Origin of the sequence: Paraburkholderia fungorum, from assembly GCF_046027215.1 — a bacterium.
GTDB lineage: Bacteria > Pseudomonadota > Gammaproteobacteria > Burkholderiales > Burkholderiaceae > Paraburkholderia > Paraburkholderia fungorum_D.
The window spans coordinates 3894751-3920996 of record NZ_JAQQEN010000001.1 but is presented as its reverse complement, the minus strand read 5'-3'; the positions used below and the strand labels follow the sequence as shown (position 1 = coordinate 3920996).

At 62.4% G+C, this 26246-nt stretch carries 23 protein-coding genes, 1 tRNA gene and 2 pseudogenes; 13 read left to right on the top strand and 13 right to left on the bottom strand.

Translation table 11 applies throughout. The features are described from left to right. Position 1: 1 nt before the first annotated feature. The 5 genes from PQR27_RS17525 to PQR27_RS17505 form a co-directional block, all read right to left on the bottom strand. Positions 2-346, bottom strand: a complete 345-nt coding sequence (locus tag PQR27_RS17525; protein WP_408524824.1) for a hypothetical protein — start codon at positions 344-346, stop codon at positions 2-4. Between the two features lie 93 nt (positions 347-439). Beyond that, positions 440-516, bottom strand: a tRNA-Met gene (locus PQR27_RS17520). Between the two features lie 86 nt (positions 517-602). After that, the gene (locus PQR27_RS17515) at positions 603-2261 is read right to left on the bottom strand and encodes an MFS transporter (protein WP_408524823.1); all 1659 of its coding nucleotides are present in this window, start codon (positions 2259-2261) and stop codon (positions 603-605) included. Positions 2262-2491: 230 nt separating this feature from the next. Further along, positions 2492-4030 carry a sensor histidine kinase gene (locus PQR27_RS17510; RefSeq protein WP_408524822.1) on the bottom strand — a complete coding sequence of 513 codons (1539 nt, stop codon included), beginning with the start codon at positions 4028-4030 and terminating at the stop codon, positions 2492-2494. 9 nt (positions 4031-4039) lie between these two features. Then, positions 4040-4810, bottom strand: coding sequence for a response regulator (locus PQR27_RS17505; RefSeq protein ID WP_408524821.1), 771 nt, complete (start codon positions 4808-4810; stop codon positions 4040-4042). 233 nt (positions 4811-5043) lie between these two features. Between PQR27_RS17505 and recA the strand changes: the two genes are divergently transcribed. The 8 genes from recA (at position 5044) to PQR27_RS17465 (ending at position 13502) form a co-directional block, all read left to right on the top strand. Then, the gene (gene recA, locus PQR27_RS17500) at positions 5044-6120 is read left to right on the top strand and encodes a recombinase RecA (RefSeq protein WP_408524820.1); all 1077 of its coding nucleotides are present in this window, start codon (positions 5044-5046) and stop codon (positions 6118-6120) included. Between the two features lie 7 nt (positions 6121-6127). Next, complete coding sequence (recX, locus tag PQR27_RS17495; protein WP_408524819.1) at positions 6128-6835, top strand: recombination regulator RecX; 708 nt, start codon at positions 6128-6130, stop codon at positions 6833-6835. A gap of 254 nt (positions 6836-7089) precedes the next feature. Next, the gene (locus PQR27_RS17490; protein WP_408524818.1) at positions 7090-7830 is read left to right on the top strand and encodes a DUF2889 domain-containing protein; all 741 of its coding nucleotides are present in this window, start codon (positions 7090-7092) and stop codon (positions 7828-7830) included. Continuing rightward, positions 7827-8993, top strand: coding sequence for an ADP-forming succinate--CoA ligase subunit beta (gene sucC / locus PQR27_RS17485; RefSeq protein WP_179734195.1), 1167 nt, complete (start codon positions 7827-7829; stop codon positions 8991-8993). The genes PQR27_RS17490 and sucC overlap by 4 nt, the downstream gene beginning before the upstream one ends. Positions 8994-9101: 108 nt before the next feature. Continuing rightward, a complete protein-coding gene (sucD, locus tag PQR27_RS17480; protein ID WP_299629653.1) occupies positions 9102-9983 on the top strand; it encodes a succinate--CoA ligase subunit alpha in 882 nt (293 codons plus the stop codon). A gap of 145 nt (positions 9984-10128) precedes the next feature. After that, complete coding sequence (locus PQR27_RS17475) at positions 10129-10839, top strand: TerC family protein (protein WP_408524817.1); 711 nt, start codon at positions 10129-10131, stop codon at positions 10837-10839. A 133-nt stretch (positions 10840-10972) separates the two neighbouring features. Then, complete coding sequence (locus tag PQR27_RS17470; RefSeq protein WP_408524816.1) at positions 10973-11593, top strand: pilin; 621 nt, start codon at positions 10973-10975, stop codon at positions 11591-11593. A 124-nt stretch (positions 11594-11717) separates the two neighbouring features. Then, positions 11718-13502 (top strand): PglL family O-oligosaccharyltransferase, encoded by a 1785-nt coding sequence (locus PQR27_RS17465; RefSeq protein ID WP_408524815.1) that lies wholly within the window; start codon positions 11718-11720, stop codon positions 13500-13502. A 57-nt stretch (positions 13503-13559) separates the two neighbouring features. Here PQR27_RS17465 and moaC read toward each other — a convergent pair whose 3' ends face one another. Further along, on the bottom strand, positions 13560-14036 hold the full coding sequence (moaC, locus tag PQR27_RS17460) for a cyclic pyranopterin monophosphate synthase MoaC (protein WP_408524814.1): 477 nt from the start codon (positions 14034-14036) through the stop codon (positions 13560-13562). Between the two features lie 217 nt (positions 14037-14253). Here moaC and PQR27_RS17455 point away from each other — a divergent pair, with 217 nt between their 5' ends. Beyond that, positions 14254-15963 carry a M48 family metalloprotease gene (locus PQR27_RS17455; RefSeq protein WP_408524813.1) on the top strand — a complete coding sequence of 570 codons (1710 nt, stop codon included), beginning with the start codon at positions 14254-14256 and terminating at the stop codon, positions 15961-15963. Between the two features lie 262 nt (positions 15964-16225). On the opposite strand, the pseudogene PQR27_RS17450 reads toward PQR27_RS17455, so the two are convergent. Continuing rightward, positions 16226-16738, bottom strand: a pseudogene (locus PQR27_RS17450) (IS66 family transposase); the annotation flags it as partial. Positions 16739-16976: 238 nt separating this feature from the next. On the opposite strand from PQR27_RS17450, the pseudogene tnpC reads away from it, so the two are divergent. Continuing rightward, positions 16977-18017: pseudogene (gene tnpC, locus PQR27_RS17445) on the top strand (IS66 family transposase); the annotation flags it as partial. Positions 18018-18304: 287 nt separating this feature from the next. Here tnpC and PQR27_RS17440 read toward each other — a convergent pair. From PQR27_RS17440 to PQR27_RS17415, 6 genes are all read right to left on the bottom strand, one after another. Then, complete coding sequence (locus tag PQR27_RS17440; protein ID WP_408524812.1) at positions 18305-18874, bottom strand: DUF2946 family protein; 570 nt, start codon at positions 18872-18874, stop codon at positions 18305-18307. Beyond that, the gene (locus PQR27_RS17435) at positions 18867-19952 is read right to left on the bottom strand and encodes a YheT family hydrolase (protein WP_408524811.1); all 1086 of its coding nucleotides are present in this window, start codon (positions 19950-19952) and stop codon (positions 18867-18869) included. The genes PQR27_RS17440 and PQR27_RS17435 overlap by 8 nt, the downstream gene beginning before the upstream one ends. A 37-nt stretch (positions 19953-19989) precedes the next feature. After that, positions 19990-20436, bottom strand: a complete 447-nt coding sequence (locus tag PQR27_RS17430; RefSeq protein WP_408524810.1) for a nuclear transport factor 2 family protein — start codon at positions 20434-20436, stop codon at positions 19990-19992. Between the two features lie 168 nt (positions 20437-20604). Then, on the bottom strand, positions 20605-21630 hold the full coding sequence (waaF, locus tag PQR27_RS17425) for a lipopolysaccharide heptosyltransferase II (protein ID WP_408524809.1): 1026 nt from the start codon (positions 21628-21630) through the stop codon (positions 20605-20607). Between the two features lie 137 nt (positions 21631-21767). Further along, positions 21768-21962, bottom strand: a complete 195-nt coding sequence (locus PQR27_RS17420; RefSeq protein WP_064268765.1) for a zinc-finger domain-containing protein — start codon at positions 21960-21962, stop codon at positions 21768-21770. Positions 21963-22022: 60 nt separating this feature from the next. After that, positions 22023-22946: a branched-chain amino acid transaminase gene (locus PQR27_RS17415; protein WP_408524808.1), complete on the bottom strand. Its 924-nt coding sequence runs from the start codon at positions 22944-22946 to the stop codon at positions 22023-22025. Between the two features lie 337 nt (positions 22947-23283). Here PQR27_RS17415 and PQR27_RS17410 point away from each other — a divergent pair, with 337 nt between their 5' ends. From PQR27_RS17410 to PQR27_RS17400, 3 genes are all read left to right on the top strand, one after another. Further along, positions 23284-24030, top strand: coding sequence for an AzlC family ABC transporter permease (locus tag PQR27_RS17410; RefSeq protein WP_408524807.1), 747 nt, complete (start codon positions 23284-23286; stop codon positions 24028-24030). Next, positions 24027-24350 (top strand): branched-chain amino acid transport AzlD family protein, encoded by a 324-nt coding sequence (locus PQR27_RS17405; RefSeq protein WP_408524806.1) that lies wholly within the window; start codon positions 24027-24029, stop codon positions 24348-24350. The genes PQR27_RS17410 and PQR27_RS17405 overlap by 4 nt, the downstream gene beginning before the upstream one ends. 272 nt (positions 24351-24622) lie before the next feature. Next, positions 24623-25816: a phosphoglycerate kinase gene (locus PQR27_RS17400; protein ID WP_408524805.1), complete on the top strand. Its 1194-nt coding sequence runs from the start codon at positions 24623-24625 to the stop codon at positions 25814-25816. The last annotated feature ends 430 nt before the right edge of the window (positions 25817-26246 follow it).

Here is a 26246-nt window from a genome sequence, read left to right as displayed (position 1 = left end):
TCTACTTGGCCTCAGGTGTTGCGCCGGCCGGCTGAACCAGTTCGAAGCATGCGGGCGGCGCGACCGATGCTTTCGACTTCGCGTCCGGTTGCTGTGGGTCGATGCATTTGAAGGCGCTCTGATCGCGCTGAACGAAAATCGTGTTGGCCGAGCCGGCATTGCCATGCGCGCCATCGATTACCGCAACGATCCTGTAGCCGTCCTGCAGCAAGGTGGAGAGCGTGATCGGACTGGCACGCCACTGGCTGTCGGGCGGTGTCTGCGCATGAGCGCTGAGCGACGAGGTGGCGGTCAGAAGCGCGATGGAAGCGCTGGCTGCGGCGAGCGCGGCGGTGCGGAACGTCATCAAGAAACCTCCTTGAAGTTGCAAGTTGCAGTTTGGAGACCCAAAAACAAAAAAGCCGCTGAACCTTACGGATCAGCGGCTTTTTCTTGCAACTGGTGGCGAATCAGGGACTCGAACCCCGGACCTGCGGATTATGATTCCGTCGCTCTAACCAACTGAGCTAATTCGCCGAAAGAAGCGAGATTATGAGGATAGGGCCGGAGGCTGTCAACCCCCGGCGCACAACTTTTTCAAGTTGCCCCGTTCATCAAGTGTTTCAGTCCTTGGCGTAGATGTCCGAGTCCTTGGTTTCCCTGACGAACAGCACGCCGATCACGAGCGTGATGAGCGCGATCACAATCGGATACCACAGTCCCGAGTAGATGTTGCCCTTCGCCGCCACGATCGCGAAGGCGGTCGCCGGCAGGAAGCCGCCGAACCAGCCATTGCCGATGTGATACGGCAGCGACATCGAGGTGTAGCGGATGCGCGTCGGGAACATCTCCACCAGCATCGCCGCAATCGGGCCGTAGACCATCGTCACGTAGATCATCATGATCGTCAGAATCACAACGCTCATCGGCCAGTTGATCTGCGACGGATCGGCTTTCGGCGGGTAGCCGGCGGCCTTCAGCGTCGTAGTCAGGGTCTTGTCGAATGCCTTGCCCTGATCCTTGGCGTCGGCGGCCTTGCCGTCATACGTGTTGATCACCGTATCGCCGACCTTGATCTCCGCCAGCGTACCTGCCGGCGCCGCCACGTTCTCGTAGTTCAAACCGGACTTCGAGAGCGCGCTCTTGGCGATGTCACAGGAACTCGTGAACTTCGAGGTGCCGACCGGGTTGAACTGGAACGAGCACTCGTCCGGGTTCGCGATCACGACGATCGGCGCCTTCGCCGTAGCCGCTTCCAGCGCCGGGTTCGTGTAGTGCGTCAGCGCCTTGAACAGCGGGAAGTACGTGCAGGCAGCGATCAGCAGGCCGGCCATGATGATCGGCTTGCGGCCGATCCGGTCTGACAGCGAGCCGAAAAACAGGAAGAACGGCGTACCGATCAGGAGCGCAATCGCGATCAGGATATTGGACGTCGCGCCGTCGACCTTCAGCGTCTGCGTCAGGAAGAACAGCGTATAGAACTGGCCCGTGTACCAGACCACCGCCTGGCCGGCGGTCAGGCCGACCAGCGCGAGAATCACGATCTTCAGGTTCTTCCACTGGCCGAATGCTTCGGTCAGCGGCGCCTTCGAAGTCTTGCCCTCGGCCTTGATGCGCTCGAACACCGGCGATTCATGCAGTTGCAGGCGAATCCACACGGATACGCCGAGCAGGATGATCGACGCGATGAACGGAATGCGCCAACCCCAGACACCGAACGCGTCTTCGCCCATTGCCGTGCGCACGCCGAGAATCACCAGCAGCGACAGGAACAGGCCGAGCGTGGCCGTGGTCTGGATCCATGCGGTATAGAAGCCGCGGCGTCCCGGCGGCGCATGTTCCGCCACGTAGGTGGCTGCGCCGCCGTACTCGCCGCCGAGCGCGAGGCCTTGCAGCATCCGCATCGCGATGAAAATCACCGGCGATGCAATGCCGATCGACGCATAACCCGGCAGGAAGCCAACCAGGAACGTCGACAGGCCCATGATCACGATCGTGATGAGGAAGGTGTGTTTCCGCCCGACCATATCGCCGAGGCGCCCGAACACGATCGCGCCGAACGGCCGGACCGCGAAACCGGCGGCGAAGCTGAGCAGCGTGAAGATGAAGGCGGCGGTCGGATTGACGCCGGAAAAGAAGCTTTTGCTGATGAAGGCCGCGAGCGAGCCGGCCAGATAAAAGTCGTACCACTCGAAAACCGTACCTAGCGACGATGCGAAGATCACCCGCTTCTCATCGCGCGTCATCGGCACGTGCGAGATTTGCCCGCCAACGGTAGCCATATGTCGTCTCCAATATTGATATGTGCACGCGGTCCGCCGGCAAAGGCGTTCCCGTGAAACCGATTATTGGAGTGGAAACTTACGGCGTACTGACGCGCAGGAGGGAAACGGGTTTGTCTGGTGTGTTGTGGGATTTTTGCTGAACACTCATCAATATGCCTACAAAATATGCGAACTCACCGATAAATGTCGTCAATTCGGCGACGCGGCATGCGGGCGGCCCGGTGGCGTTAGGGTAAGTCCTGTGGCCGTTCAAGTACGTGCAAGCTGACACGCACCAGTGTCCCGGCAAGCCGCGGCGAAGTTTGATAGACGTTGTCGTCGATAGCCAGCGCGCCGCCGTGCATCGTGGCAATCTCACGGACGATCGCGAGCCCAAGTCCGCTGCCGTCGCCTTCGCGGCCGAGAATGCGGTAGAAACGTTCGATCACGCGCGCACGTTCCGCGACCGGAATACCGAGCCCAGTGTCCTCCACTTCAAGATGCACAAGCCGCGCTGCCGCGTCGTGCCGGACCCGTACGGTGATGCGCCCGCCAGCCGGCGTGTAGCGGATCGCGTTGTCGATCAGGTTCGACAGCATTTCACGCAACATGACCGGATTGCCATCGACTTCGACCGGTTCGTCGGGCGCTTCGTAGCCGAGGTCCATCTGCTTTGCGAGCGCGGCCTGGACCCAGTCGCGCACCGCGTTGCGCGCCACCTCGGTCACCTCGACCGGGGTGAAAATTTGCCCCGACATGCGGTTTTCCGCGCGCGCCAGCGCGAGCAACTGCGTGACGAGCCGCGCCGCGTGCTCCGAGCTGGTGGCAATCTGTTCGAGCGAGCGGTGGACTTCCGCTGAAGCGTCCTGGCGCAGCGCCAGCTCGGCCTGAGTGCGCAGACCGGCCAGAGGTGTTTTCATCTGATGCGCGGCGTCGGCGATAAAGCGCTTTTGCAGCTCCATGTTCTGCTCGAGGCGCGTCAGCAGATCGTTGAACGAGGTCACCAGCGGCTCGATTTCCGGCGGCGCGCGACGCGCTTCGAGCGGCGACAGATCGTCCGGGCGGCGCGCGCGAATATGCGCCTGCAGGGCATGCAGCGGCGCGAGTCCGCGCGACAGGCCAAACCAAACTAGCAGGATCGCCAGCGGCAGGATCACGAACTGCGGCAGGATCACGCCTTTGATGATGTCGTTGGCGAGCTGGCTGCGTTTGTCGAGCGTCTCGGCAACCTGCACCAGCACCGGCTGCGCGCCGGGTGTCTGCGGAAACTCGACGGTCGTGTAGGCCACACGAATATCGTTGCCGCGCAGCATGTCGTCGCGGAATTCGACGAGACCCGGCGGCGGCCGGTCCTCCTCGTGCGGCAAGGGCATGTCGCGCTCGCCGCCCACCAGTTCGCCGCGCGTGCCGAGCACCTGATAGAACACGCTGTCCACATTGTCGGTGCGCAGAAAATCGCGCGTGGAATCAGGTAGCGACAACTCGGCCACGCCGTTGACCGGGTGGATCTGACGGGCCAGCACGTAGGCGTCGGTTTCCAGTGCGCGGTCGAACGGCCCATTGGCGATCGACTTGGCGACCAGATAAGTCACCGCGAGACTCATCGGCCAGAGCAGCAGGAGTGGCGCCAGCATCCAGTCGAGGATTTCGCCGAATAGCGAGCGCGGTCGTGCCGCCGCGGCGGCTTCGGTTTCGTCGGGCGGAGCGAACGGATTGGCGTAGCGCTCGTCGCGCGCCTCGTCGAGGTCCGCCGCGTGCGCCGTAGCGCGGTCTGCGCGCGCGGACATGGATGGCCTCTATTTGTAGTGATGGCTCGCCGGCATGGCTGCCGACGACGGCGAGGAGGGCGGCTCGGGCTCGGCGTGAGGGGGCGCGGCGAGCGCATTGGCGTTCGTGGGCGATGCGGCTTTCTCGAGGCAATACCCCAGACCCCGCACGGTGATGATGCGTACGCCGCTCGGTTCGATTTTCTTGCGCAGCCGGTGCACGTAGACCTCGATGGCGTTGTTGCTGACCTCTTCGCCCCATTCGCACAGGTGGTCGACGAGTTGCTCCTTCGACACCAGTCGGCCGATCCGTTGCAGCAGCACTTCGAGCAGGCCCAGTTCGCGCGCCGACAGGTCGATCACCTGCTCGTTGACATAGGCGATCCGGCCAACCTGATCGAACGACAGCGAGCCGTGACGCACAACAGTCGGGCCGCCGCCGGCGCCGCGCCGGGTCAAGGCGCGCACGCGCGCTTCGAGTTCGTTCAGCGCGAAGGGTTTGGCCATGTAGTCGTCGGCGCCGAGGTCGAGGCCTTTGACCCGTTCATCCACACTATCCGCCGCGGTGAGGATCAGCACCGGCAGGTTCGAATTGCGCGCGCGCAGGCGACGCAGCACCTCGAGCCCCGACATGCGCGGCAGGCCCAGATCGAGAATCAGCAGGTCGAAAGTCTGCATGGAAAGGGCGGTGTCCGCTTCGACGCCGCTCTTCACGTGATCGACGGCATAGGCCGATTGGCGGAGTGATCGAACCAGACCGTCCGCGAGTATGCTGTCGTCTTCGGCAATCAGAATTCGCATGGTGCGCCAGTGCAGGCTTGCCGGCACCGTGGGTGTCCCCTCGGCGCACAGCGGTCTCCGAAAAATATTGTGGGTAGTTTGGGCAGTGCGACAGTAAAAATGCGCGTTCGCATGAGAATCGCGCTTGCCAAAACTACTGTTTTTTTATACAGTGTCTGGGTTTCGTGTGCTGTCCGTGCAGAATGGGCTGCACATCTGCCTCAGACGCCGTTCATCATAGCAAAGGACGATTCATGGAAGAAAGCAAGAAAGGCTCGGCTGGACTGACTGCTGAAAAGAGCAAGGCACTGGCTGCCGCGCTCGCGCAGATCGAAAAGCAGTTCGGCAAAGGGTCGGTCATGCGGCTCGGCGCAGGTGAGGTAGTCGAAGACATCCAGGTGGTCTCAACCGGATCGCTTGGTCTCGACATCGCGCTGGGCGTCGGCGGTTTGCCGCGTGGCCGTGTGGTCGAAATCTATGGCCCGGAATCGTCCGGTAAAACCACGCTGACGCTGCAAGTCATCGCCGAAATGCAGAAGATCGGTGGCACGGCGGCGTTTATCGACGCGGAACACGCGCTGGACATCCAGTACGCGGGCAAGCTCGGCGTGAACGTGAACGACCTGCTGGTGTCGCAGCCGGACACGGGAGAACAGGCGCTGGAAATCGCGGACGCACTGGTGCGTTCGGGCTCGATCGACATGATCGTGATCGACTCGGTCGCGGCACTCGTGCCGAAGGCTGAAATCGAAGGCGAAATGGGCGACTCGCTGCCGGGTCTGCAAGCGCGTCTGATGTCGCAGGCGCTGCGCAAGCTCACCGGTACGATCAAGCGCACGAACTGCCTCGTGATCTTCATCAACCAGATCCGCATGAAGATCGGCGTGATGTTCGGCAACCCGGAAACCACCACGGGTGGTAACGCGCTGAAGTTCTACGCGTCGGTGCGTCTGGATATTCGCCGGATCGGTTCGATCAAGAAGAATGACGAAGTGATCGGTAACGAAACGCGTGTGAAGGTCGTCAAGAACAAGGTGTCGCCACCGTTCCGCGAAGCGATTTTCGACATCCTGTACGGTGAAGGCATTTCGCGTCAGGGCGAAATCATCGACCTCGGCGTGCAAGCCAAGATCGTGGATAAGGCCGGCGCCTGGTATAGCTACAGCGGCGAACGGATCGGTCAGGGTAAGGACAACGCGCGCGAATTCCTGCGTGAAAATCCGGACATCGCCCGTGAGATCGAAAACCGTATCCGTGAATCGCTTGGCGTGAATGCCATGGCGGAAGCGGTGACCGGCGCACCCGCAGAAGTCGCGGGCGAAGAAGAGTAACCATCACGTGATACGCAAGGGCCGGCCGCTGTCCAACGCTGTTAATGCTGGACGCCACGCAGCTGGCCCGCGCGACGACGATTCGTCGGATTCATTCGATCCGTTCGAATCGTTCGAAGCGCATGATCGGGCCGCAGGCCGGAGCCTTCGGTCCGCTTCCTCCCCGCAGTCCTCATCTGATCCTTCTGATCCTTCTGAAACAACCTACACCCGCTCGCGCCGTGCGCCAGGCGAAGCGAAACCGGGTCAGGACGATTCAAAAAAATCCCAACGTCCAGCCCGCTCACTGAAAGGCCGCGCGCTCGGCTATTTGTCCCGGCGTGAATACAGCCGCTCGGAACTCGCGCGCAAGCTAAAGCCGTTCGTCGAAGAAACCGATTCGCTCGACACCTTGCTCGATGCGCTCGAGTCCGAAAACTGGCTGTCCGATTCGCGTTTTGCGGAAAGTCTGATTCATCGGCGCTCGTCGCGGCTTGGGGCGAACCGGATTGTCGGTGAATTGAAGCAGCACGCGGTCGACCAGACGCTGGTTGAAGAAGCCAGTGCGCAACTGCGCGAAACCGAGTTGGCACGCGCCCAGGTTGTCTGGCACAAGAAATTCGGCCAGCTGCCCGAAACGCCCGCGGAGCGGGCGAAGCAGGCGCGTTTTCTGGCATCGCGCGGTTTCTCCGGCGCGACGATCGGAAAAATTCTCAAAGGGCTCGACGAGGACTGAAGCGGCGCGTCGTGCCAAAGCCGTGACAGACCCGCGGCAAAACCCCACCGCAAAACCCCGCCGCAAAACCCCGCCGCAAAACCCCGCCGCAAAACCCCGCGACAAACCCACCGCAAAACCCCACCACCAGCCGCACTTTGAGATAGGGCCTTCCGCGCTGAACCGCCCGCCAGGTGGCCCTGCGCATTCCGACCTGTCTCAAATACCCAGTATGCTAAAATTCATGGGTTTTCCAATCCGGCCTTTCCTCCCGCATGCCGCTCTCCCCGCCAGTGTCCCGTCAGTTGCGCCACCGTCGCGCAATCAGAGCGGAAGCTTATGAGCGAGCCGATGGCCTGTGGGATGTGGAAGCGTGCTTGACCGACGAAAAACCGCGCGATGTGGTGCTTGCGTCGGGCGTCCGGCCCAATGGTCAGCCGATCCATGAACTCTGGCTTCGCATCACCATCGATCGCAAGCTCAATGTCGTCGACGCCGAGGCGTCGTCCGACTGGGTGCCCTATCCAGGGTTGTGCCAGGCCAGCAATCCCGCCTACCGTGCCCTCATCGGGCTCAATCTCCGTCAAAACTTCCGTCGTGAAGCTGCCCGTTTGCTGGGCGGCACGGCCGGTTGCACGCATCTCACCGAGTTGTGCGCGATCCTGCCGACCGCCGCCATTCAGGCGTTCGCGGGCGACGTATGGAACACCAATGACGGCGCGCCGGGCGCGACGGCGAGTTCAGGGAACGAGTCGTCTAACAGTGCAGACGAGCATTCCAACGACAAACCGCCATTCCAGCTGGGACGCTGCCACGCGCTGCGTTTCGACGGCGAGGCGGTGCAACAGTTTTATCCGCGCTGGTATGGCCGCGCACCGCGAACAGCGGAGCGTGGGACGTCGTCGAGCGATGAGGCGAGCCGCCAGACAGGCAATGGCGGCGGCGCGTCCGGCATGAACGACGGCAGCGGAAATGAAGTTCAATCCAACTCTCAGACTGAAGGGAATCACGCATGAAGATTCACGAGTACCAGGGTAAGGAAATCCTGCGGAAATTCGGCGTCGCGGTACCGCGCGGCAAGCCGGTCTTCTCGGTGGATGATGCGGTCAAGGCCGCGGAAGAGCTCGGCGGCCCGGTATGGGTCGTGAAGGCTCAGATCCATGCGGGTGGCCGTGGCAAGGGTGGCGGCGTGAAGGTCGCCAAGTCGCTGGAACAGGTTCGTGAATACTCGAACCAGATCCTCGGCATGCAGCTCGTCACGCACCAGACCGGTCCGGAAGGCCAGAAGGTGAATCGTCTGCTGATCGAAGAAGGCGCTGACATCAAGAAGGAACTGTATGTCGGCCTGGTGATCGATCGCGTTTCGCAGAAGATCGTCGTGATGGCATCGAGCGAAGGCGGCATGGACGTCGAAGAAGTCGCGGAAAAGACGCCTGAGCTGATCCACAAGATTGCTGTCGACCCGTCGACCGGTCTGAAAGACGCCGAAGCCGACGAGCTGGCAACGAAGATCGGCGTGCCCGCCGCTTCGCTGCCGCAAGCACGCGCGATCCTGCAAGGCCTGTACAAGGCATTCTGGGAAACCGACGCATCGCTGGCCGAAATCAACCCGCTGATCCTGACCGGCGACGGCAAGGTTATCGCGTTGGACGCGAAATTCAACTTCGATTCGAACGCACTGTTCCGTCACCCGGAAATCGTCGCGTATCGCGATCTGGACGAAGAAGATCCGGCTGAAGTCGAAGCATCGAAGTTCGACCTGGCGTACATCTCGCTCGACGGCAACATTGGCTGCCTCGTGAACGGCGCAGGCCTCGCGATGGCAACGATGGACACCATCAAGCTATTCGGCGGCGAACCGGCGAACTTCCTGGACGTGGGCGGCGGCGCCACGACCGAGAAGGTCACGGAAGCGTTCAAGATCATGCTGAAGAACCCGAACCTGACCGCGATTCTGGTCAACATTTTCGGTGGCATCATGCGCTGCGACGTGATCGCGGAAGGCGTGATCGCGGCGTCGAAGGCCGTGTCGCTGAAGGTGCCGCTCGTGGTCCGCATGAAGGGCACGAACGAAGACCTGGGCAAGAAGATGCTCGCTGAATCCGGCCTGCCGATCATTGCGGCAGACAGCATGGAAGAAGCGGCTCAGAAGGTCGTCGCGGCCGCTCAAGGCAAGTAACGAGCGCGTTCAACCAGGATTACGAATGGCGGCGCGCGAGCGACGCGGGCGGAGAACATCCTGCCGCGTGGCGCTACAGCGCGGCGCCGGACGAACAGAGGTCAATACATGTCGATTCTGATTAACAAAGACACGAAGGTCATCACGCAGGGCATCACCGGCAAGACCGGTCAGTTCCATACGCGTGCTTGCCGTGAATATGCAAACGGCCGTGAAGCGTACGTTGCGGGCGTGAACCCGAAGCGCGCTGGCGAAGACTTCGAAGGCATTCCTATCTACGCAAGCGTCGCTGAAGCCAAGGCTGAAACGGGCGCGACCGTGTCGGTGATTTACGTGCCGCCGGCAGGCGCTGCTGCTGCGATCTGGGAAGCGGTCGAAGCCGATCTGGATCTGGCGATCTGTATCACGGAAGGTATCCCCGTCCGCGACATGATCGAGCTCAAGGCCCGTATGCGTGCCGAAAACCGCAAGACGCTGCTGCTCGGACCGAACTGCCCGGGCACGATCACGCCGGACGAACTCAAGATCGGCATCATGCCGGGTCACATCCACCGCAAGGGCCGCATCGGCGTCGTGTCGCGTTCGGGCACGCTGACGTACGAAGCAGTCGGCCAATTGACGGCGATCGGCCTCGGCCAGTCGTCGGCAGTCGGTATCGGCGGCGACCCGATCAACGGTCTGAAGCACATCGACGTGATGAAGATGTTCAACGACGATCCGGATACGGACGCCGTCATCATGATCGGTGAGATCGGCGGTCCGGACGAAGCGAATGCTGCTGAGTGGATCAAGGACAACATGAAGAAGCCGGTGGTTGGCTTCATCGCTGGCGTCACGGCGCCTCCGGGCAAGCGCATGGGCCACGCCGGCGCGCTGATCTCGGGCGGTGCGGACACCGCTGAAGCGAAGCTGGAAATCATGGAAGCCTGCGGCATCACGGTTACGAAGAACCCGTCGGAAATGGCGCGTCTTCTGAAGGCGATGCTGTAAATCGAAATTCGCGGCTCTGACAGCGCGTTTTTTGATACGCTTACGAAGTCCTTTCGCAAGCGTGCAGTCCTAAAAAGCGGGGGAGTTTTCAACTCCTCCGCTTTTTTATTGGCTGCGTGTTCGATTTCTTCTTATTCTTTCGCTCATGCTCGAGTTCTTCGCCACCCTCCACTGGGGCGCAGTCATCCAGATCATCGTCATCGATATTCTGCTGGGTGGCGACAACGCCGTTGTGATCGCGCTCGCCTGCCGGAACCTGCCGCCCGACCAGCGCACTAAAGGCGTGTTGTGGGGCACGGCCGGCGCGATTGTGCTGCGCGTGGCGCTGATCGCGTTCGCGGTGGCGCTGCTCGACGTGCCGCTTCTGAAGTTCGCCGGTGGTCTGCTGCTGCTGTGGATCGGCGTGCGCCTGATGGCGCCCGCGCATGACGTCCATGAAAATGTGAAGCCGGCCGATAAGCTGATGTCGGCGATCAAGACCATCATCGTCGCCGACGCCGTGATGAGTCTGGACAACGTGATCGCGATTGCCGGCGCGGCCGAAGCGGCCGATCCGGGCCACCGTCTCGCGCTAGTGATCTTTGGCCTCGTGGTGAGCATTCCGCTGATTGTGTGGGGCAGCCAGTTGGTGCTGAAGCTCCTTGACCGGTTTCCAATTGTCATTACGCTCGGCGCCGCGCTGCTCGGCTGGATTGCCGGCGGTTTGATCGTCAACGACCCCGCTGGCGACCGCTGGCCGATCCTTGATTCGCCGCTGGCCGAATACGGCATGAGCATTGCGGGTGCCGTGTTCGTTGTGCTGCTCGGCTATCTGCTCAAGCGCCGCAATGCGAACCGCGCGGCCGCCAGAACCTGAAGCACGGTCAGGCGGCGTGACAACTGCAACATTAGCCATCTGGCTGACTGTGGGAAACGAGTACCGCTGGCTACGATAAAAGCGCCTGTCCCCGATCCGTGGGGCAGGCGTTTTTTGTTTCAGGAGCCTGCCGATGATCGTTACCTTGCCGTATTCCCCTTATTCACAATCGCTGTCCCCGCAGTCCGCCTTGCGGCGCGCACGCTGGCCTGCGCGGCTCGCGCGCGCCTGCCGCAGCGTCGGCTTTGGCTTTACCTTGATCGAGTTGATGATCGTGCTGGCGATTGTCGGCGTGATTGCCGCTTACGCCATTCCCGCGTATCAGGACTATCTGGCCCGCAGCCGTGTGGGCGAGGGCTTGTCGCTGGCGGCATCCGCGCGCCTTGCGGTGTCCGAGAACGCCGCCAGCGGCAATCCGTTCGGCGGCGGTTATGCGTCGCCGCCGGCCACCCGCAACGTCGAGTCGATTCACGTCGACGACGGCACCGGGCAAATCACGGTCGCTTTCTCGACGCGCGTCGCGCCGGCCGGTTCGAACACGCTGACGCTGGTGCCGTCGGTGCCGGACAATATCGACGCACCCACCGCGCGAATTGCGTTGAGCAAGGGCTCCGCGCAAGCCGGCGCGGTCGCCTGGGAGTGTTTTGCCAGCGGCAAGACCGCCTCGTCGCTGCCTGCGCCGGGTGCCGGACCCGCACCCGCGGATGCACCGACCTTGCCGTCGAACCTTGCACCACCGGAGTGCCGCGCATGATCGATGGCTTGAGTAGCCATTCAAACGTAAAAGGCTGATTTTCGGGACATTTCGGCCTGGCCGGCGCACAGCAGGAGAATTTTTTTGTATAGTGCGCCGGTTGCTGACGCCCACCGGTTACTCGATGCCCACCCCTTTCGCGCGCTATCTGTCTTTCATTTTGCTGGCACTCGCGTTGGTGCTGCCCTATGCAGTCGTCAACCACACGTATCCGATTCCCACCTTCTACGCCGAATTCACCGCGATCGCGCTGTATCTGCTGACCGGTGCGGGCGTTGTGTTGCTGGTGTTGAGTGCGAGGCCGCGCATTGCGTTCGCTTCGCCGGTCGTGGCGCTGGTGCCGTTGCTGTTCGGGCTGGTGCTGGTGGCGCAGTCGGTGTTGCTGCCAGTGACGCAGCCGTCGATGAACTGGCTTGGCGGCGGTTATATGCTGGCTGCGTTCATGGCGACGCACGCCGGTTACGGTTTCACCCGTGCCAAGCTCAATGAAACGGCGCTGCGGTGGGCCGCTGGCGCATTGATCGTCGGCGGGCTGTTTGCGGTGTTCTGTCAGGTGATCCAGCTGTTTCACCTCGAAACGCGCGTATCGCCACTGGTTGTTGCCTATAACGTGACCGTCAAGCGTCGGCCGTTCGGCAATATGGCGCAGGCGAACCACCTTGCCACCTATATTGCGTTCGCAATGGCCGGGGCGCTGTTCCTTGTGCAGACGCGGCGGCTTGCCGTCAGCATCTGGCTGCTCGTGTCGACCCTCTTCGCGGTGGGACTGGCGCTGACCGTGTCGCGCGGCCCCTGGCTGCAGACGGGGGTAATCGTGGTGGCGGGTCTCTGGATGGCCTTCGCGCAGACCCGCGATCAGTCGCTTCTACGGCGCAGCAAGCGTGACTGGTTGATCCCGATTGCGCTGGGCGTGCTGTTCTTCGTGGTCAATGCGTTGATCCGCTGGGCCAACGTGCGGTATCACCTGGAGCTCGGGCAATCCGCGGCGGAACGCTTCAAGGACGCTGGCCAGATCGCGCCACGCCTTGCACTCTGGAAATACGGCTGGACGATGTTCAGGACGCATCCGCTACTGGGTGTGGGTTGGGGGGAGTTCCCGAGCTATCAGTATGACTACGTGAGAACGCTTGGCGGCGTCGAGATCGCCAACAATTCGCACAACATCTTCGTCGATCTGCTGGCAAAGACCGGCCTGATCGGCCTCGCGATTGTGCTGATCGGCCTGATCGGCTGGCTGGTGCGGGTGTTGCGCGCGCCGCATACGTCAGCGCGCGTGTTCGGCGTCGCGCTGATTGGCGTGCTGGTAATGCACGCGCTCGTCGAATATCCGCAGCAGTACATGTTCTTTTTGCTGCCGGCAATGTTCGTGTTCGGTCTGCTGGAGACCCGGCCGCTGCGGCTCGTGCCTGGCCGTCTATCGTTCGGCGTGTTTGTTGCGGTTGTATTTGGCGGACTGGCCGCGCTCTATCCGGTGTACCGCGATTACGCCCGTTCTGAGGTGCTGTATTACGGCTCGCGTCCAGCCGAGCAATATCGTGCGGACCCGTCGTTCCTGTTCCAGGCGTGGGGCGAGTACGGTATGGCGACGCTGCTGCCGATGAATTCGATGGATCTGCAGCACAAGCTTGCAATGCATAAGCAGGCGATGGCGCTGCTGCCCGGCGAAACCGTATTGCGCCGTTACGCGGTGCTGCAGGCTTTGAATGGCGATACAGCCGGGGCGTTCGATACGGTCGAGCGCCTGAGGATTTTTGCCTTGGAACTGGAGGACTGGCCGTCGCAGTTGGGCTATCTGTACGAGTTGTGCGACGAGCAAAAGACGCTGACAGGCTTCAAGGCGGAGCTCGTGAAGCGCTACGGCATGCCGCCGGGCGACGTCAACCAGGACGATGACAGCGACGACGATTGAGTGGCGCTGTCCTTCTCGCGCTCTAGCAGTGGAGCGGGGCGATGACGGCAGCCGTCCTCAACCCGCCACCCAATCCCCTGACTTCCCGCCGTGCTTCTCCAGCACCTTCACATCGGTGATCGTCATGCCGCGATCCACCGCCTTGCACATGTCGTACACCGTCAGCAGCCCGATCTGCACGGCGGTGAGCGCTTCCATCTCCACGCCCGTGCGTCCGAGCGTTTCCACCTGCACCGTGCAATGCACGCCAGGCAGCGTTTCATCGAGTTCGAAGTCCACCTTGACGCGCGTTAGCGCGAGCGGATGACAGAGCGGGATCAGGTCGGCGGTGCGCTTTGCGCCCTGAATCGCCGCGATCCTCGCGATGCCGATGACATCGCCTTTCTTCGCGTTGCCGTCGCGGATCAGTGCAAACGTGTCCGGCAGCATGCGAATCGAGCCGCGCGCGACAGCGATGCGTTTGGTCTCCTGCTTACTGCCGACGTCCACCATATGCGCCTGGCCGGTGGCGTCGAAATGAGTCAGTTCAGGCATGGTTGGGCTCCTTCAGAGGGCGCCTATCATAGCAGCGTGGCGATGTCGTACGTCAGCGGGGCTTAAGCGGCAGAGGCGGCCGCGTCAGGCCGCCTCATGCGATGCAGCCGCCGGAATCGCCCGAATCGCCACGGCGACTGATTACAATTGCTCTATACCCGCCATCTTAGTCCGAGCGGCGGGCGTCGCCTTTCGACTCCGTGCTAACGACCTCGCGATGCGTTCGAAACGGTTTCTTGCTGCGTTGTTGTCGATCGCGCTCGCCGCGCCGCCGGGCGCGTTTGCGCAATCGCATGCCTCGACGAGCGTCGCGCTCAATATGCAGCCCGCGGAATTGCCGTTGGAAAGCGGCCCGCTCGAATCCTATGCCGATCCGATCGTGCCGCCCGACATCGCGCAAGGCGTATTCGGCGTCTACGGCGGTGCGCAGAGCCGCTTCTCAGGGAACTCAGGCGCGAACACCAACTGGCGCGCACCGATCGTCACGCAACAACTGCCCGATCTCGGCGATGGTGGCTCGAGTTCGCTGACGCCGCAGGCCGAACGCAAGCTCGGCGAGCGCGTGATGCGCGAATTGCGCCGCGATCCTGACTATCTTGACGACTGGCTGGTGCGTGACTACCTGAATTCGGTCGCCGCGAAACTCGCTGCGGCAGCGAGTGCGCAATATATCGGTGGCTATCGACCGGACTTCGACCTGTTTGCGGTTCGTGATCCGCAGATCAATGCGTTCTCCTTGCCGGGTGGTTTTATCGGCGTGAATACGGGTTTGATCGTGGCGACGCAGACCGAGTCCGAACTCGCGTCGGTACTCGGCCACGAGATGGGGCACGTCTTGCAGCGGCACATCTCGCGAATGATTACGACGGGCGAGCGCAGCACCTATGCCGCGCTCGCCGCCGTGTTGTTCGGCGTGCTGGCGGGCGTCCTCGCGCACAGCGGCGATCTTGGCAGCGCGATTGCGATTGGCGGCCAGGCGTATGCCGTCGACAACCAGTTGCGTTTCTCGCGCTCCGCCGAGCATGAAGCCGACCGCGTCGGCTTTCTGCTGCTGGCTGGGGCCGGCTATGACCCTTACGCGATGACGACGTTTTTCGGACGGCTCGATCGTGCGGCGATGAGCGACACGGGCATTCCTGCTTATGCGCGCACGCACCCGCTGACTGGCGAGCGGATCGCCGACATGGAGGACCGTGCGCGCCGTGCGCCGTACCGGCAGCCCCATCAGACGTCCGAATATGGTTTCGTGCGGGCGAGGGCACGCCTCCTGCAGGACAACTCGCGCAGTGAATACGCCGATGATGTTTCGCGACTGCGTTCTGAGATCGAGGACCGTACCGCGGTGAATGTTGCCGCCAACTGGTATGGCATTGCGTATGGGCAGATGCTGCTTGAGCGTTACGACGACGCGGTGGCGTCGCTGGCTTTGTCGCGCGCGGCATTTGTCGCGGACGAGCGCAGCGAGGGGGGAGCGGCGCGGAGTTCACCGAGTCTGGATGTGCTTGCAGCCGATATCGCGCGACGTGCGGGGCGTGATGATGAGGCGGCGCGGCTTGCCGAGTTGGCGCAGAAGCGTTGGCCGCAGTCGAATGCGGCGATTGATATGCATATCCGGACGTTGCTGACGCTGAAGCGGTTTGCGGACGCGCAGGCGTTGGCGTTGAAAGAGACGCGGGTGCAGCCGGACCAGCCGGCGTGGTGGTTGTATCTCGCGCAGGCAAGTGCAGGGAGTGGGGATGCGTTGACGCAGCATCGGGCGTTGGCTGAAAAGTTTGCTCTTGAGGGGGCTTGGCTTTCGGCCATCCGGCAGTTGAAGGAGGCTCGGGATTTGAAGGCAATCGGATACTATGATCTGGCTACTGTCGATGCCAGATTACATGAGATGGAGAGCCGCTATCGGGAGGAGCGGCTTGATGAGAAAAGTTAGTGGTTTTTTTGCCCGTCCGGGCGGGTTTGGCTTTTTGTTTTTGCATGCCTTTGGCGGCGGCATTTTCCTGTGTCTGCGGCGTTGGCCTTTCCTTGTGTTCTTATTGGTCTATTAGCGTCGCCCTGTGCGGGGCAGGCACCTACTTTTCTTTGCCCACCAAGTGGACTTCCTTCGGGGCGCCGCCGCAAAGAAAAGTAGGCAAAAGAAAGCGGCTTCAAACGTAAGCAGCCGGTGAAGGCACCTTGCCTGGCGCGCGCGGAATCTATAGAGCGCGTGCGGAAGGTTTCCATCGATGAGGCAGCAACTCGTCGATGTCAGCGGCGCGATGTGTTGGCAGGCGCATGAGCACGTCCTTCAAATAGGCGTGCGGGTCATGCCCGTTCAGTTGTGCCGAACGGATCAGGCTCATGATGGCAGCGGCACGTTTGCCGGCGCGAAGTGAGCCGGCAAACAACCAGTTTTTTCTCCCTGTCGCCCAGGGACGGATCTGGTTCTCAATCCAGTTGTTGCACATCGGCACATGTCCATCGTCTAGATAGCGCGTGAGCGCCTCCCAGCGATTGAGGCTGTAGTCGAGGGCTTTCGCGATCGCCGAGCCTTCTGGAACCAGGCGCCGCTGCGCACTCATCCAAGCATGCAGGGCATCCATCACCGGTCTCGAACGGGCCTGCCGCAGCGCACGCCGTGCATCGGGATCAAGTGCGGCCGCTTCATCTTCGATCTCGTACAGCGTGCCGAAGTACTTCAGCGCCTGCCCGGCGATTTCGCTCTGATGGGTAAGGGTCCGGTGAAGTCATATTGAAATCTGTCGTCTGTGCATAGGAGCATCCGTCTGGAGCAACGGCGAGCAGTGCGTTTCACTGCCGCTGAATGAGGAACAGTTACGGGCACTGGTCACGGGACTGCCGTGGCGCACACTGGCAAGCGATCACGCCATTACCGTGGTGTGAGGCCAACGCGGACGTTAACAGTTCCGCTTTCTGATGCGTGGCGTGTCTGGCAGACTCGGTGTCATGGACCTGCCCGATCTCACCACGCTCAGCCCCGACCAGCTTCGCACATTGGCCGCGCAGCTGGCCGTCCAGCTCGCGCACAGGGAACGCGAAGTCGGTGAGAAGGAACGGGAGCTGCAGTATCGGCAAACCCGCATCGACCAGCTCACGCATGAGCTCTCGATCATCAAACGGCAACAGTTTGGCAAACGCAGCGAGCAGCTCAATACGGAGCAGATGAGCCTGCTCGACGAGGCGATCGATACGGATCTGGCGGCCATCGAAGCCGAGCTTGAGCAGCTTCGGCCTGAGACGCCCGGGCGCAAATCACGTCAACGTCCCCGACGCGCCGCGTTGCCGGCGCACCTGCCACGCACCGACATTCATCATGATCCCGATACCACGACGTGCAACTGCGGCTGCGCGCTTGAGCGTATAGGCGAAGACATCAGCGAGAAGCTTGACTACACGCCGGGCGTGTTCACAGTCGAGCGGCATATCCGCGGCAAGTGGGTGTGCCGTCAATGCGAGACGCTGACGCAGGCACCCGTGCCTGCACACGTTATCGACAAGGGCATTCCCACGGCCGCGCTGTTGGCCTGGGTGCTGGTGTCGAAATTCTCCGATCATCTGCCGCTGTACCGGGTTGAGCGCATTTGCGCCCGCGCGGGGCTGGCGATCCCGCAGTCGACGCTGGGTGACTGGGTGGGCGTGTGCGGCGTGCGACTGCAGCCGCTGGTTGACGCTTTGCGCGAACACCTTCTGCGTGAGCTTGTGCTGCATGCTGATGAAACACCTGTGCAGATGCTCAGTCCGGGCAAAGGCAAGACGCACCGCGCGTATCTCTGGGCGTATGCCACGACGCAATACTGCTCGCTCAAGGCGGTGATATACGACTTCGCTGACAGCCGCGCTGGCGAGCATGCGCGCGCATTCCTGGGCGACTGGCAGGGCAAGCTGGTGTGCGACGACTATAGCGGCTACAAGAAAAGCTTCACCCGGGGCGTCACGGAAATCGGCTGTGCCGCGCACGCGCGGCGCGCGTTCTTCGACCTGGATGTGAACCGTCTCCATCACGTTTTTGATGGACACGCATGACGGCCTGGTCACTCACGCGGGCAGGTGCGCAGGCTGAATCTCTACGGAGCCACGATCCCCTCCAAGCCAGGGAGCCCGCTTAGAAACTAGCGGTGTGAGCCGCTTTCTTTTGCCTACTTTTCTTTGCGGCCGGCAAAGAAAAGTAGGTGCCGCCCCGCACAGGGGCGAGGCCAATAAACCAATAAGAAAACAAGGAAAGGCCAAAGAGGCAAGTACCAGGAAAACGCCGCCGCCAAAGGCAAAAAAAACCTCTATGCCCCTCCAGCCGGACTAACAACAAACCCAAACCGCGCTGCCACGTCCCCCCGCCGCAGCGCCTGCATCCCCAACCTCAGGCCACGCCACAAAAAAACACCACTAACCCCATCGTCAGCCAACTCAGCATGCTCAGAAAAAACATCCAGATCATGATCATGCAAAACAGCCACCCTCGGTGGAACCGAACCATCAGCAAACAGAATCCCGCCTTCATCATCAACAAACACAGCCGAAGGCTCGAATAACACCCCAGCCTGGTCAGTCAACGAAAGCGAACCGCCCGCATCGGCGGACAACCTCACCACCCACGGCGTATAACCCAATTCAACATAAACCCGTTGCGGTCCATTCTGGAAAAACCACTGCCCGCGTTCATCGGCGTCGTAATTGCGGTTGATAAACCCGAGCAACGCCTCGTGCCGGATAGGCTCCCCAAGTGCACCACTAGCCTGCGCAGCCTCATCCCGCATGCGCCAGACACCACGGCGATCGAGCATCAACCAGCCCGTGCAACTCGGTACATTCGGCCACTTGGCCAGCGCCTGCTTGACAATGTCATCCATGATCGACGTACCGCTCCAGATAGCCAAACACCCGCCGCGACAACCAGTCAATCCGTCCGGGAAACGGTCCGGTCATAAAGCCGGCGTGCCCGCCGTGCAAGGGTTGATCGAGTTCGACAACTGCCGATACCTCGTGCCGCGACGGCAACGCCTCGCTCGGCAAAAACGGATCGTTGCGCGCATTCAGCACCAGCGTCGGCACGATAATCGCCGGCAGCAGCGGACGCGTCGTCGCGCTACTCCAGTAATGGTCAGTATCGCGAAAGCCGTGCAGCGGCGCCGTCACCGCATTGTCGAACTCATACATGGTGCGGCTCGCCAGCATCGCGTCGCGATCGAACAGGCCCGGAAACTGGACCAGCTTCTGTCCGGCCTTCTGCTTCAGCGTTTTCAGGAAACTGCGTGTATAGATCATGCCGAAGCCCTGCGACAACGCCCGCCCGCCAGCATGCACGTCGATCGGCGTCGAAATCGCGGCCGCAGCCGATACCACCGACGACGCATCCTCGCGTCGCTCGCCAAGCCAGCGCAACAGCACATTGCCGCCCAGCGAGACACCCGCCACCACGATCGGCCCGCGATGCGCCGCGCGTAGCCGCCGCAGCACCCAGTCGACTTCGTTGCTATCGGCGAGATGATAGAAGCGCGGCATCAAATTGAGCGCCCCGCTGCAACTGCGAAAATGCGGCACCACGCCATGCCAGCCATACTCGCGCGCGGCCGCCATCAGTGAAGACGCATAGTGCGAAGCGGAACTGCCTTCAAGGCCGTGAAACAGCACGAAGAGCGGAGCCGTGTTGGCAGGAATCCGTGGCGCAACGGCTGCGCCCGATGCGCCAATGGACTGGCCGTCATGCACCACCCAGTCGAGATCGATGAAGTCGCCGTCTGGTGTATCCCAGCGTTCACGCCTGAAGGCGACCGCCGGACGGCGCGCGAACAGCGACGGCACGATAGTCTGGATATGCCGGTTCGGCAGCCAGAGCGGCGCGCGGTAAAGCAGATCGACGCTAGCCTCGACGGCAGCCGCAGTGCGTGCCGCGCCGGAAGAAACGGATTTATTGTGCGTCGTACTCATGCCTGCGCCGGAACAGAAAGGTGAAACGCGAGGCGCGTCAGTGCAGCGCCCCCTGACCATGTCGCATCTTAACGGCGAACTGGCTGGCGGCTTCGTTCGGCATCGCACTCGCGTGAATATGCGCAATGCGCCATTCGCCACGCTCGTGGACCATTACGTAGGTGGTGAACACCATGCTTGGCGTGGCGGTCTGATCGGCCGGCCGATGCGCTTCGGCAATGGCGTAGACCACGGTGCCGAGGCTGTCGTACACGCGAATATCGAGCGGCTCGATCGAAATGCGCGCAGCTTCGAGCTGGATCTGCAAACCGGCGCGAATGCTGTCGAGGCCGTGCAGGTGCGAGCCGTCTGCGCAGATGCAGCTGGCGAACTCCTCGTCGATCCACAGGCCCATCAAGCTGTCGATATTCGCCTCGGCGATTGCCTGGTAGTAGGCATTCAGCGTATCGGCGGCGGCTTCGAAGATGTGGGCAAAACGTGGCATGGCTCGTCAGTCTCTTGTGCGCGGCGCGCGGTTGCGGGGCAGCAGTCAGCGGGACAGTCCGGTGCACCGGACAATCAGGCCTGAGCGCGAGAATGCCCGCGCCTCAAGGCGCGAACATGACGCAACGCGCTCAGGTGCGTGCGGTGTTGCGTGCAAGTATCAGTTGGTTCAGCGCTGCGCGAGCAGCATGCCACGCAAATCGCCAAATACCTGCTCGGCGCTCAACTGCTTCAGGCAGTTCAGATGACCAAGCGGACACTCGCGCTCAAAACAGGGGCTGCATTCGAGATGAAGCCATTGTACCTTCGCAAGCTCGGACAAGGGCGGGGTGTGGCGCGGATCGGTCGAACCGTACACGGCCACCAGCGGGCGGCGCAGCGCGGCGGCCACATGCATCAGGCCGGAATCGTTCGTGACGACCGCGTTGGCCCGCGCGATCAGCGCGCAAGCCTCGCCCAGCGCGGTCTGGCCACACAGGTTGCGTACGTTCGGCGCCTTTTCGGCAATGGCCTGGGCAAGCGGGGCGTCTTTCGGCGAGCCGAGCGCGACGATCTGGGTGTACGGGAAGGACTGGCCGACCATCTGCGCGAGCGAAGCGAAATGCTCAGGCGGCCAGCGCTTGGCCGGACCATACTCGGCGCCCGGGCAGAACACCAGCAGCGGCACCCGTGTATCCAGATTGAAGCGCGCCGAAACCCGCGATGCCTCGTTCAGATCCGCGTCGAGCCGCGGCATGGGCAGGTCGTCGGGGATTTTGGCGCCGGGCGCGTAGGCGAGGGCGGCGTATTGGCCGACCATCGGCGGACGCTCGTCTTTGCGCGGATTCGCGTGACGCACGTTCAGCAGGCCATAGCGGCTTTCGCCGGTATAGCCGATGCGCAGCGCAATACCCGCCAGCCACGGAATCAGCGCCGATTTGAGCGAATTCGGCAGTACATAGGCCGCGTCGTAGCTGACGTCGCGCAAGTCGCTCGCCAGTTGCCAGCGGCGCAGCATCTGCAGCTTGCCGTGCGCGAGGTCGGTGGCATAGACGTCGCGGATCTCGGGCATCCGTTCAAGTACGGGCGCGACCCACGAGGGCGCGACCGCGTCGATGACGATGCGCGGATGCAATTTCACGAGGCGCGCAAACAGCGGCTGCGCCATCAATGCGTCACCGATCCAGTTCGGTGCGATAACCAACGCGCGACGCATCAGAGTGGGTGTCCGGTGTCGAAACGAAGCGCCGCGCGCATCCTGCGCGTGACGTTCAGAGTGGTAAATAGGAAAAAGCCGCGAGCGGGATGGCGCGCGGCAGGTGCGGAACGGCGCAAGCGCTCAGCGTTCAGCGATCAATGACCCTTGACCACTTCGCCGTCGCGCAGCTTGTAGCGCGTGCTGCAGTACGGGCAGCGCGCTTCGCCATGCGTGACGTCGATAAAGACGCGCGGATGGGCGCTCCAGCGCGGCATGGCCGGGTTCGGGCAGTACGCCGGCAGGTCTTTTGCCGACAGTTCGACTAGCGGCATTTCCTTGATTTCGCTCATGGGGACTTTCTCGTTGTATGCAGGGTTCGTGCGGGACGCGCATGCGGCGCGCCCTGCGCGTTAAATCTTGGTGAGCCAGTGCGCGTACTTCTCGCTCTTGCCGTTCACGATATCGAAGAAGCCCGCTTGCAGCTTCTCCGTGATCGGGCCGCGTGCGCCCGCGCCGATCGTGCGGTTGTCGAGTTCGCGGATCGGCGTGACTTCAGCGGCGGTGCCGGTGAAGAAGGCTTCGTCGCAGGTGTAGACCTCGTCGCGTGTGATGCGCTTTTCGATCACTTCGATGCCAGCGTCTTTCGCCAGCGTGATGACCGTGTCGCGCGTGATGCCGTCGAGGCACGACGACAGATCAGGCGTGTACAGCTTGCCGTTGTTCACGAGGAAGAAGTTTTCACCCGAGCCTTCCGACACGTAACCGTCCACGTCGAGCAGCAGCGCTTCGTCGTAGCCGTCGGCCGTGGCTTCCTGGTTGGCGAGGATCGAGTTCACGTACCAGCCGGACGCCTTCGCGCGCACCATCGACACATTCACGTGATGGCGGGTGAACGACGAGGTCTTCACGCGGATGCCCTTCTTCAGGCCGTCTTCGCCGAGGTAGGCACCCCACGGCCACGCGGCGATCGCCACGTGAATCGTATTGCCCTTGGCCGACACGCCGAGCTTTTCCGAGCCGACCCAGATGATCGGGCGCAGATAGCAGGATTCGAGTTTGTTCTCGCGGACGACTTCGCGCTGCGCGGCGGCGAGCGTTTCGTGGTCGAACGGCACGTCCATCTGGAAGATCTTGGCCGAGTTCAGCAGGCGCTTGGTATGTTCCTGCAGACGGAAAATCGCGGTGCCGCCATCGGCCGTCTTGTAGGCGCGTACGCCCTCGAAAACGCCCATGCCGTAATGCAGCGTATGGGTGAGCACATGGATCTTGGCATCGCGCCAGTCGATGAGCTTGCCATCCATCCAGATCTTGCCGTCGCGGTCGGCCATTGACATACGATTCTCCAGCGGTGCGGTTGTGAGTGCCTCTGAACCTGACGCTTCGCGCCAGGCCCCGAGTGGGCAATCTCCCAATCCCCCAAGGGGACTTCCTTCGGGGCGGGGGACTTCCTGCGGGGCGGAAAACGCGGGGACGGCCCCTGCGTTTTCTTGTGAGGTCTTGCGAAGAGCGTTATTTTAGCGTCTTTTGCACAAGGAACGGGCATTTGGCCGCATGTCGGGCGCTATAATTCGGCGCACGCATAAATCAAATCCGGATGCGCCAGCGGGTGCTTGACGACCTGGCGCCGACTCCCTTCATTGCGGCGCCCTTTGCGCCGGCGCGTTTCACCTCATGCTCGCTCGCCTGTCAGATACCGATCGCCGTGCCTTTCGCGAGGGCGCGCGCGACTACTCGCCCACGCTGATGGCGATTTTCTCCTGGGGTCTCGTGACCGGCATCGCGATGAGCAAATCCGTGCTCACGCTGCCGCAAGCGCTCACCATGTCGCTGCTGTGCTACGCCGGCTCGTCGCAACTGGCGGTATTGCCGCTTCTGGCGGCCAAGCTGCCGATCTGGACCGTGCTGCTCACGGCGGCGATGGTCAATACGCGTTTCGTGATCTTCAGCGTCGGCCTCGCGCCGCATTTTTCCTATCTGCCGATGTGGCGCCGCATCGTACTCGGTTACTTCAATGGCGACGTGATCTATCTGCTGTTCCAGAAGAAGAGCTTCCAGACCGGCTACGTGCCGGGCAAGGAGGCGTACTTCTGGGGCATGGCGGTCTGCAGCTGGCTGTCGTGGCAGGTTTCGTCGATCATCGGCATTCTGCTGGCGAGCCTGATTCCCGATAACTGGGGTCTTGCGCTGGCCGGCACGCTGGCGCTCCTGCCGATCATGGTCTCGGCGATTGTCAACCGTTCTACCCTGGTCGCCGTGAGCGCCGCTGGGGTGGTGTCGCTGCTTGCGTTCGATCTGCCGTACCGCCTCGCGCTGCCGCTCGCGGTGATCGCGGCGATCATCGCCGGCAGCGCAGCCGATCTGATGGTCGAGCGCGCCGACTTGCGCCGTATCCGTAACCGCGCCGGAGATTCCCCATGACGTCCACGCAAATCTGGCTCGCCATTTTCGGCATGACCTTTGTCACGGCGGTGACACGCGCGCTGTTTCTGATTGGCGGTGAGCGCACGGTTCTGCCGGCACGCGTGCAAAAGATGCTGCGCTATGCGCCTGCCGCGGCGCTTGCTGCCGTCGTGTTGCCCGATGTGCTGGCAACGCCCGACGGCCTGTCGTTCGCGCCGTCGAATCACGAGTTCTACGCCGCGCTGTCAGGACTTGCGTGGTTTTTGTGGCGACGCAGCATGGTCGGCACGATTGTCGTTGGAATGATCGTATTTACGCTGCTGCGCGTCTTCATGTGACTGATGCGGCGTGAAATGTTGCGTTGCGGCATGCGCGACGCATTCATCAAATACGGGACATTCGCCGGGTGGCGGGTCAGAAGGGAGTGTGGATCAGTTAAAATGGATGTTTCCGGGATAACCGCGTCGCTGCATTGCGCGCGAGCCGCGGCGCGTGCCGCCGGCGCCCGCCCCAGTGGAGCCGCTGCTGTGCCGAAGCGCCGGAGTTGCCGCGCGAGGCCCGCAGTGCGTCGTCCGCCACCGCCTTCTCATCAACTCGCACACAAACGCCCATGAACAAGGTATTGCGTCTCTCTGATCTGATCGCCGAAGGCAAGCTCTCCGGCAAACGCGTGTTCATCCGCGCCGATCTGAACGTGCCGCAGGACGATCAAGGCAACATCACTGAAGACACCCGCATCCGCGCCTCCGTGCCCGCGATCAAGGCCGCGCTGGACGCAGGCGCCGCCGTGATGGTCACGTCGCACCTGGGCCGCCCGACCGAAGGCGATTTCAAGCCGGAAGACTCGCTTGCGCCGGTCGCGAAACGTCTGGCCGAATTGCTCGGCCGCGACGTGCCGCTGCTCGCCAACTGGGTTGAAAACGGCGTGAACGTTGCCGCAGGCCAGGTCGTGCTGCTGGAAAACTGCCGCGTCAACAAGGGCGAAAAGAAAGATTCCGACGAGCTCGCGCAGAAAATGGCGAAGCTCTGCGATGTCTACGTGAACGACGCATTCGGCACGTCGCACCGCGCCGAAGCGACCACGCATGGCATCGCGAAGTATGCGCCCGTGGCATGCGCCGGCCCGCTGCTGGCTGCTGAACTGGACGCGCTCGGCAACGCGCTCGGCGCGCCGAAGCGCCCGCTGGTGGCAATCGTCGCCGGCTCGAAGGTGTCCACCAAGCTGACCATTCTGAAGTCGCTGGCCGAGAAGGTCGATCAGCTGATCGTGGGCGGCGGGATTGCCAACACGTTCATGCTGGCCGCGGGCCTGAAGATCGGCAAGTCGCTGGCCGAAGCCGATCTGGTCAACGAAGCCAAAGCCATTATCGACGCAGCCAAGGCGCGCGGCGCCTCGGTGCCGATCCCGACCGACGTGGTCACGGCCAAGGAGTTTTCGCCGACCGCCAGGGCTGAAGTCAAAGCCGTGGCCGACGTAGAAGACGACGACCTGATCCTCGATATCGGACCGGAAACGGCCAAATTGCTGGCCGCGCAACTGGAAAAAGCCGGCACCATCGTGTGGAACGGCCCGGTCGGCGTGTTCGAATTCGACCAGTTCGGCAACGGCACCAAAACGCTGGCCGATGCGATCGCCAAATCGTCGGCGTTCTCGATTGCCGGTGGCGGCGACACGCTCGCGGCCATCGCCAAATACGGCATCCACGACAAGGTCAGCTATATCTCGACGGGCGGCGGCGCTTTCCTCGAGTTCCTCGAGGGCAAGAAACTGCCCGCCGTCGAAGTTCTGGAATCGCGGGCTTAACGTGGCGACGCGCTCCCCAACGGCAAAATCGGCAAAAGCGCGCGGCGGCCAGCGCGGCGGCCAACGCAACGGCACGCCGCGCAACACCGCAGCAGCAACGGCCGGGGAGCGCCCAGCGCGTTCCGACGCCACACAGCACGCTGCCATCCAGCAGGAATCCGAGACGCCCGTCGCGCTCGCGGAGTTGACCACTGCCAGTGAGGCAGCGGAATTGTCCAGCGGACAAACCGCCCAATCGCCGGCAGAACTTCACGACGAAGAGATTGCGCTCGCCCCCCCACCGGCACCCCCCGTGCTGGTGTCGAATACCGCTTCACCCTACAAAGCGACGCTGGTTTCAACCGGCGCGCAGCCCCTGGCAGCATCTTTCGGTGCGCAGCCTCCGCATCCGACTCGCAGCGCTCATTCCAGCGATCTCACCCAGACGAGG

Coding starts and splice junctions, on each gene's coding strand:
- PQR27_RS17420 (WP_064268765.1), bottom strand. CDS start 21,962: ATGAGCGAAATCAAGGAAATGCCGCTAGTCGAACTGTCGGCAAAAGAC.
- sucD (WP_299629653.1), top strand. CDS start 9,102: ATGTCGATTCTGATTAACAAAGACACGAAGGTCATCACGCAGGGCATC.
- PQR27_RS17465 (WP_408524815.1), top strand. CDS start 11,718: ATGCCCACCCCTTTCGCGCGCTATCTGTCTTTCATTTTGCTGGCACTC.
- recA (WP_408524820.1), top strand. CDS start 5,044: ATGGAAGAAAGCAAGAAAGGCTCGGCTGGACTGACTGCTGAAAAGAGC.
- PQR27_RS17410 (WP_408524807.1), top strand. CDS start 23,284: ATGCTCGCTCGCCTGTCAGATACCGATCGCCGTGCCTTTCGCGAGGGC.
- PQR27_RS17415 (WP_408524808.1), bottom strand. CDS start 22,946: ATGTCAATGGCCGACCGCGACGGCAAGATCTGGATGGATGGCAAGCTC.
- PQR27_RS17435 (WP_408524811.1), bottom strand. CDS start 19,952: ATGAGTACGACGCACAATAAATCCGTTTCTTCCGGCGCGGCACGCACT.
- PQR27_RS17430 (WP_408524810.1), bottom strand. CDS start 20,436: ATGCCACGTTTTGCCCACATCTTCGAAGCCGCCGCCGATACGCTGAAT.
- PQR27_RS17515 (WP_408524823.1), bottom strand. CDS start 2,261: ATGGCTACCGTTGGCGGGCAAATCTCGCACGTGCCGATGACGCGCGAT.
- sucC (WP_179734195.1), top strand. CDS start 7,827: ATGAAGATTCACGAGTACCAGGGTAAGGAAATCCTGCGGAAATTCGGC.
- PQR27_RS17440 (WP_408524812.1), bottom strand. CDS start 18,874: ATGGATGACATTGTCAAGCAGGCGCTGGCCAAGTGGCCGAATGTACCG.
- PQR27_RS17490 (WP_408524818.1), top strand. CDS start 7,090: ATGCCGCTCTCCCCGCCAGTGTCCCGTCAGTTGCGCCACCGTCGCGCA.
- PQR27_RS17470 (WP_408524816.1), top strand. CDS start 10,973: ATGATCGTTACCTTGCCGTATTCCCCTTATTCACAATCGCTGTCCCCG.
- PQR27_RS17525 (WP_408524824.1), bottom strand. CDS start 346: ATGACGTTCCGCACCGCCGCGCTCGCCGCAGCCAGCGCTTCCATCGCG.
- waaF (WP_408524809.1), bottom strand. CDS start 21,630: ATGCGTCGCGCGTTGGTTATCGCACCGAACTGGATCGGTGACGCATTG.
- PQR27_RS17510 (WP_408524822.1), bottom strand. CDS start 4,030: ATGTCCGCGCGCGCAGACCGCGCTACGGCGCACGCGGCGGACCTCGAC.
- PQR27_RS17455 (WP_408524813.1), top strand. CDS start 14,254: ATGCGTTCGAAACGGTTTCTTGCTGCGTTGTTGTCGATCGCGCTCGCC.
- moaC (WP_408524814.1), bottom strand. CDS start 14,036: ATGCCTGAACTGACTCATTTCGACGCCACCGGCCAGGCGCATATGGTG.
- PQR27_RS17475 (WP_408524817.1), top strand. CDS start 10,129: ATGCTCGAGTTCTTCGCCACCCTCCACTGGGGCGCAGTCATCCAGATC.
- PQR27_RS17400 (WP_408524805.1), top strand. CDS start 24,623: ATGAACAAGGTATTGCGTCTCTCTGATCTGATCGCCGAAGGCAAGCTC.
- PQR27_RS17405 (WP_408524806.1), top strand. CDS start 24,027: ATGACGTCCACGCAAATCTGGCTCGCCATTTTCGGCATGACCTTTGTC.
- PQR27_RS17505 (WP_408524821.1), bottom strand. CDS start 4,810: ATGCGAATTCTGATTGCCGAAGACGACAGCATACTCGCGGACGGTCTG.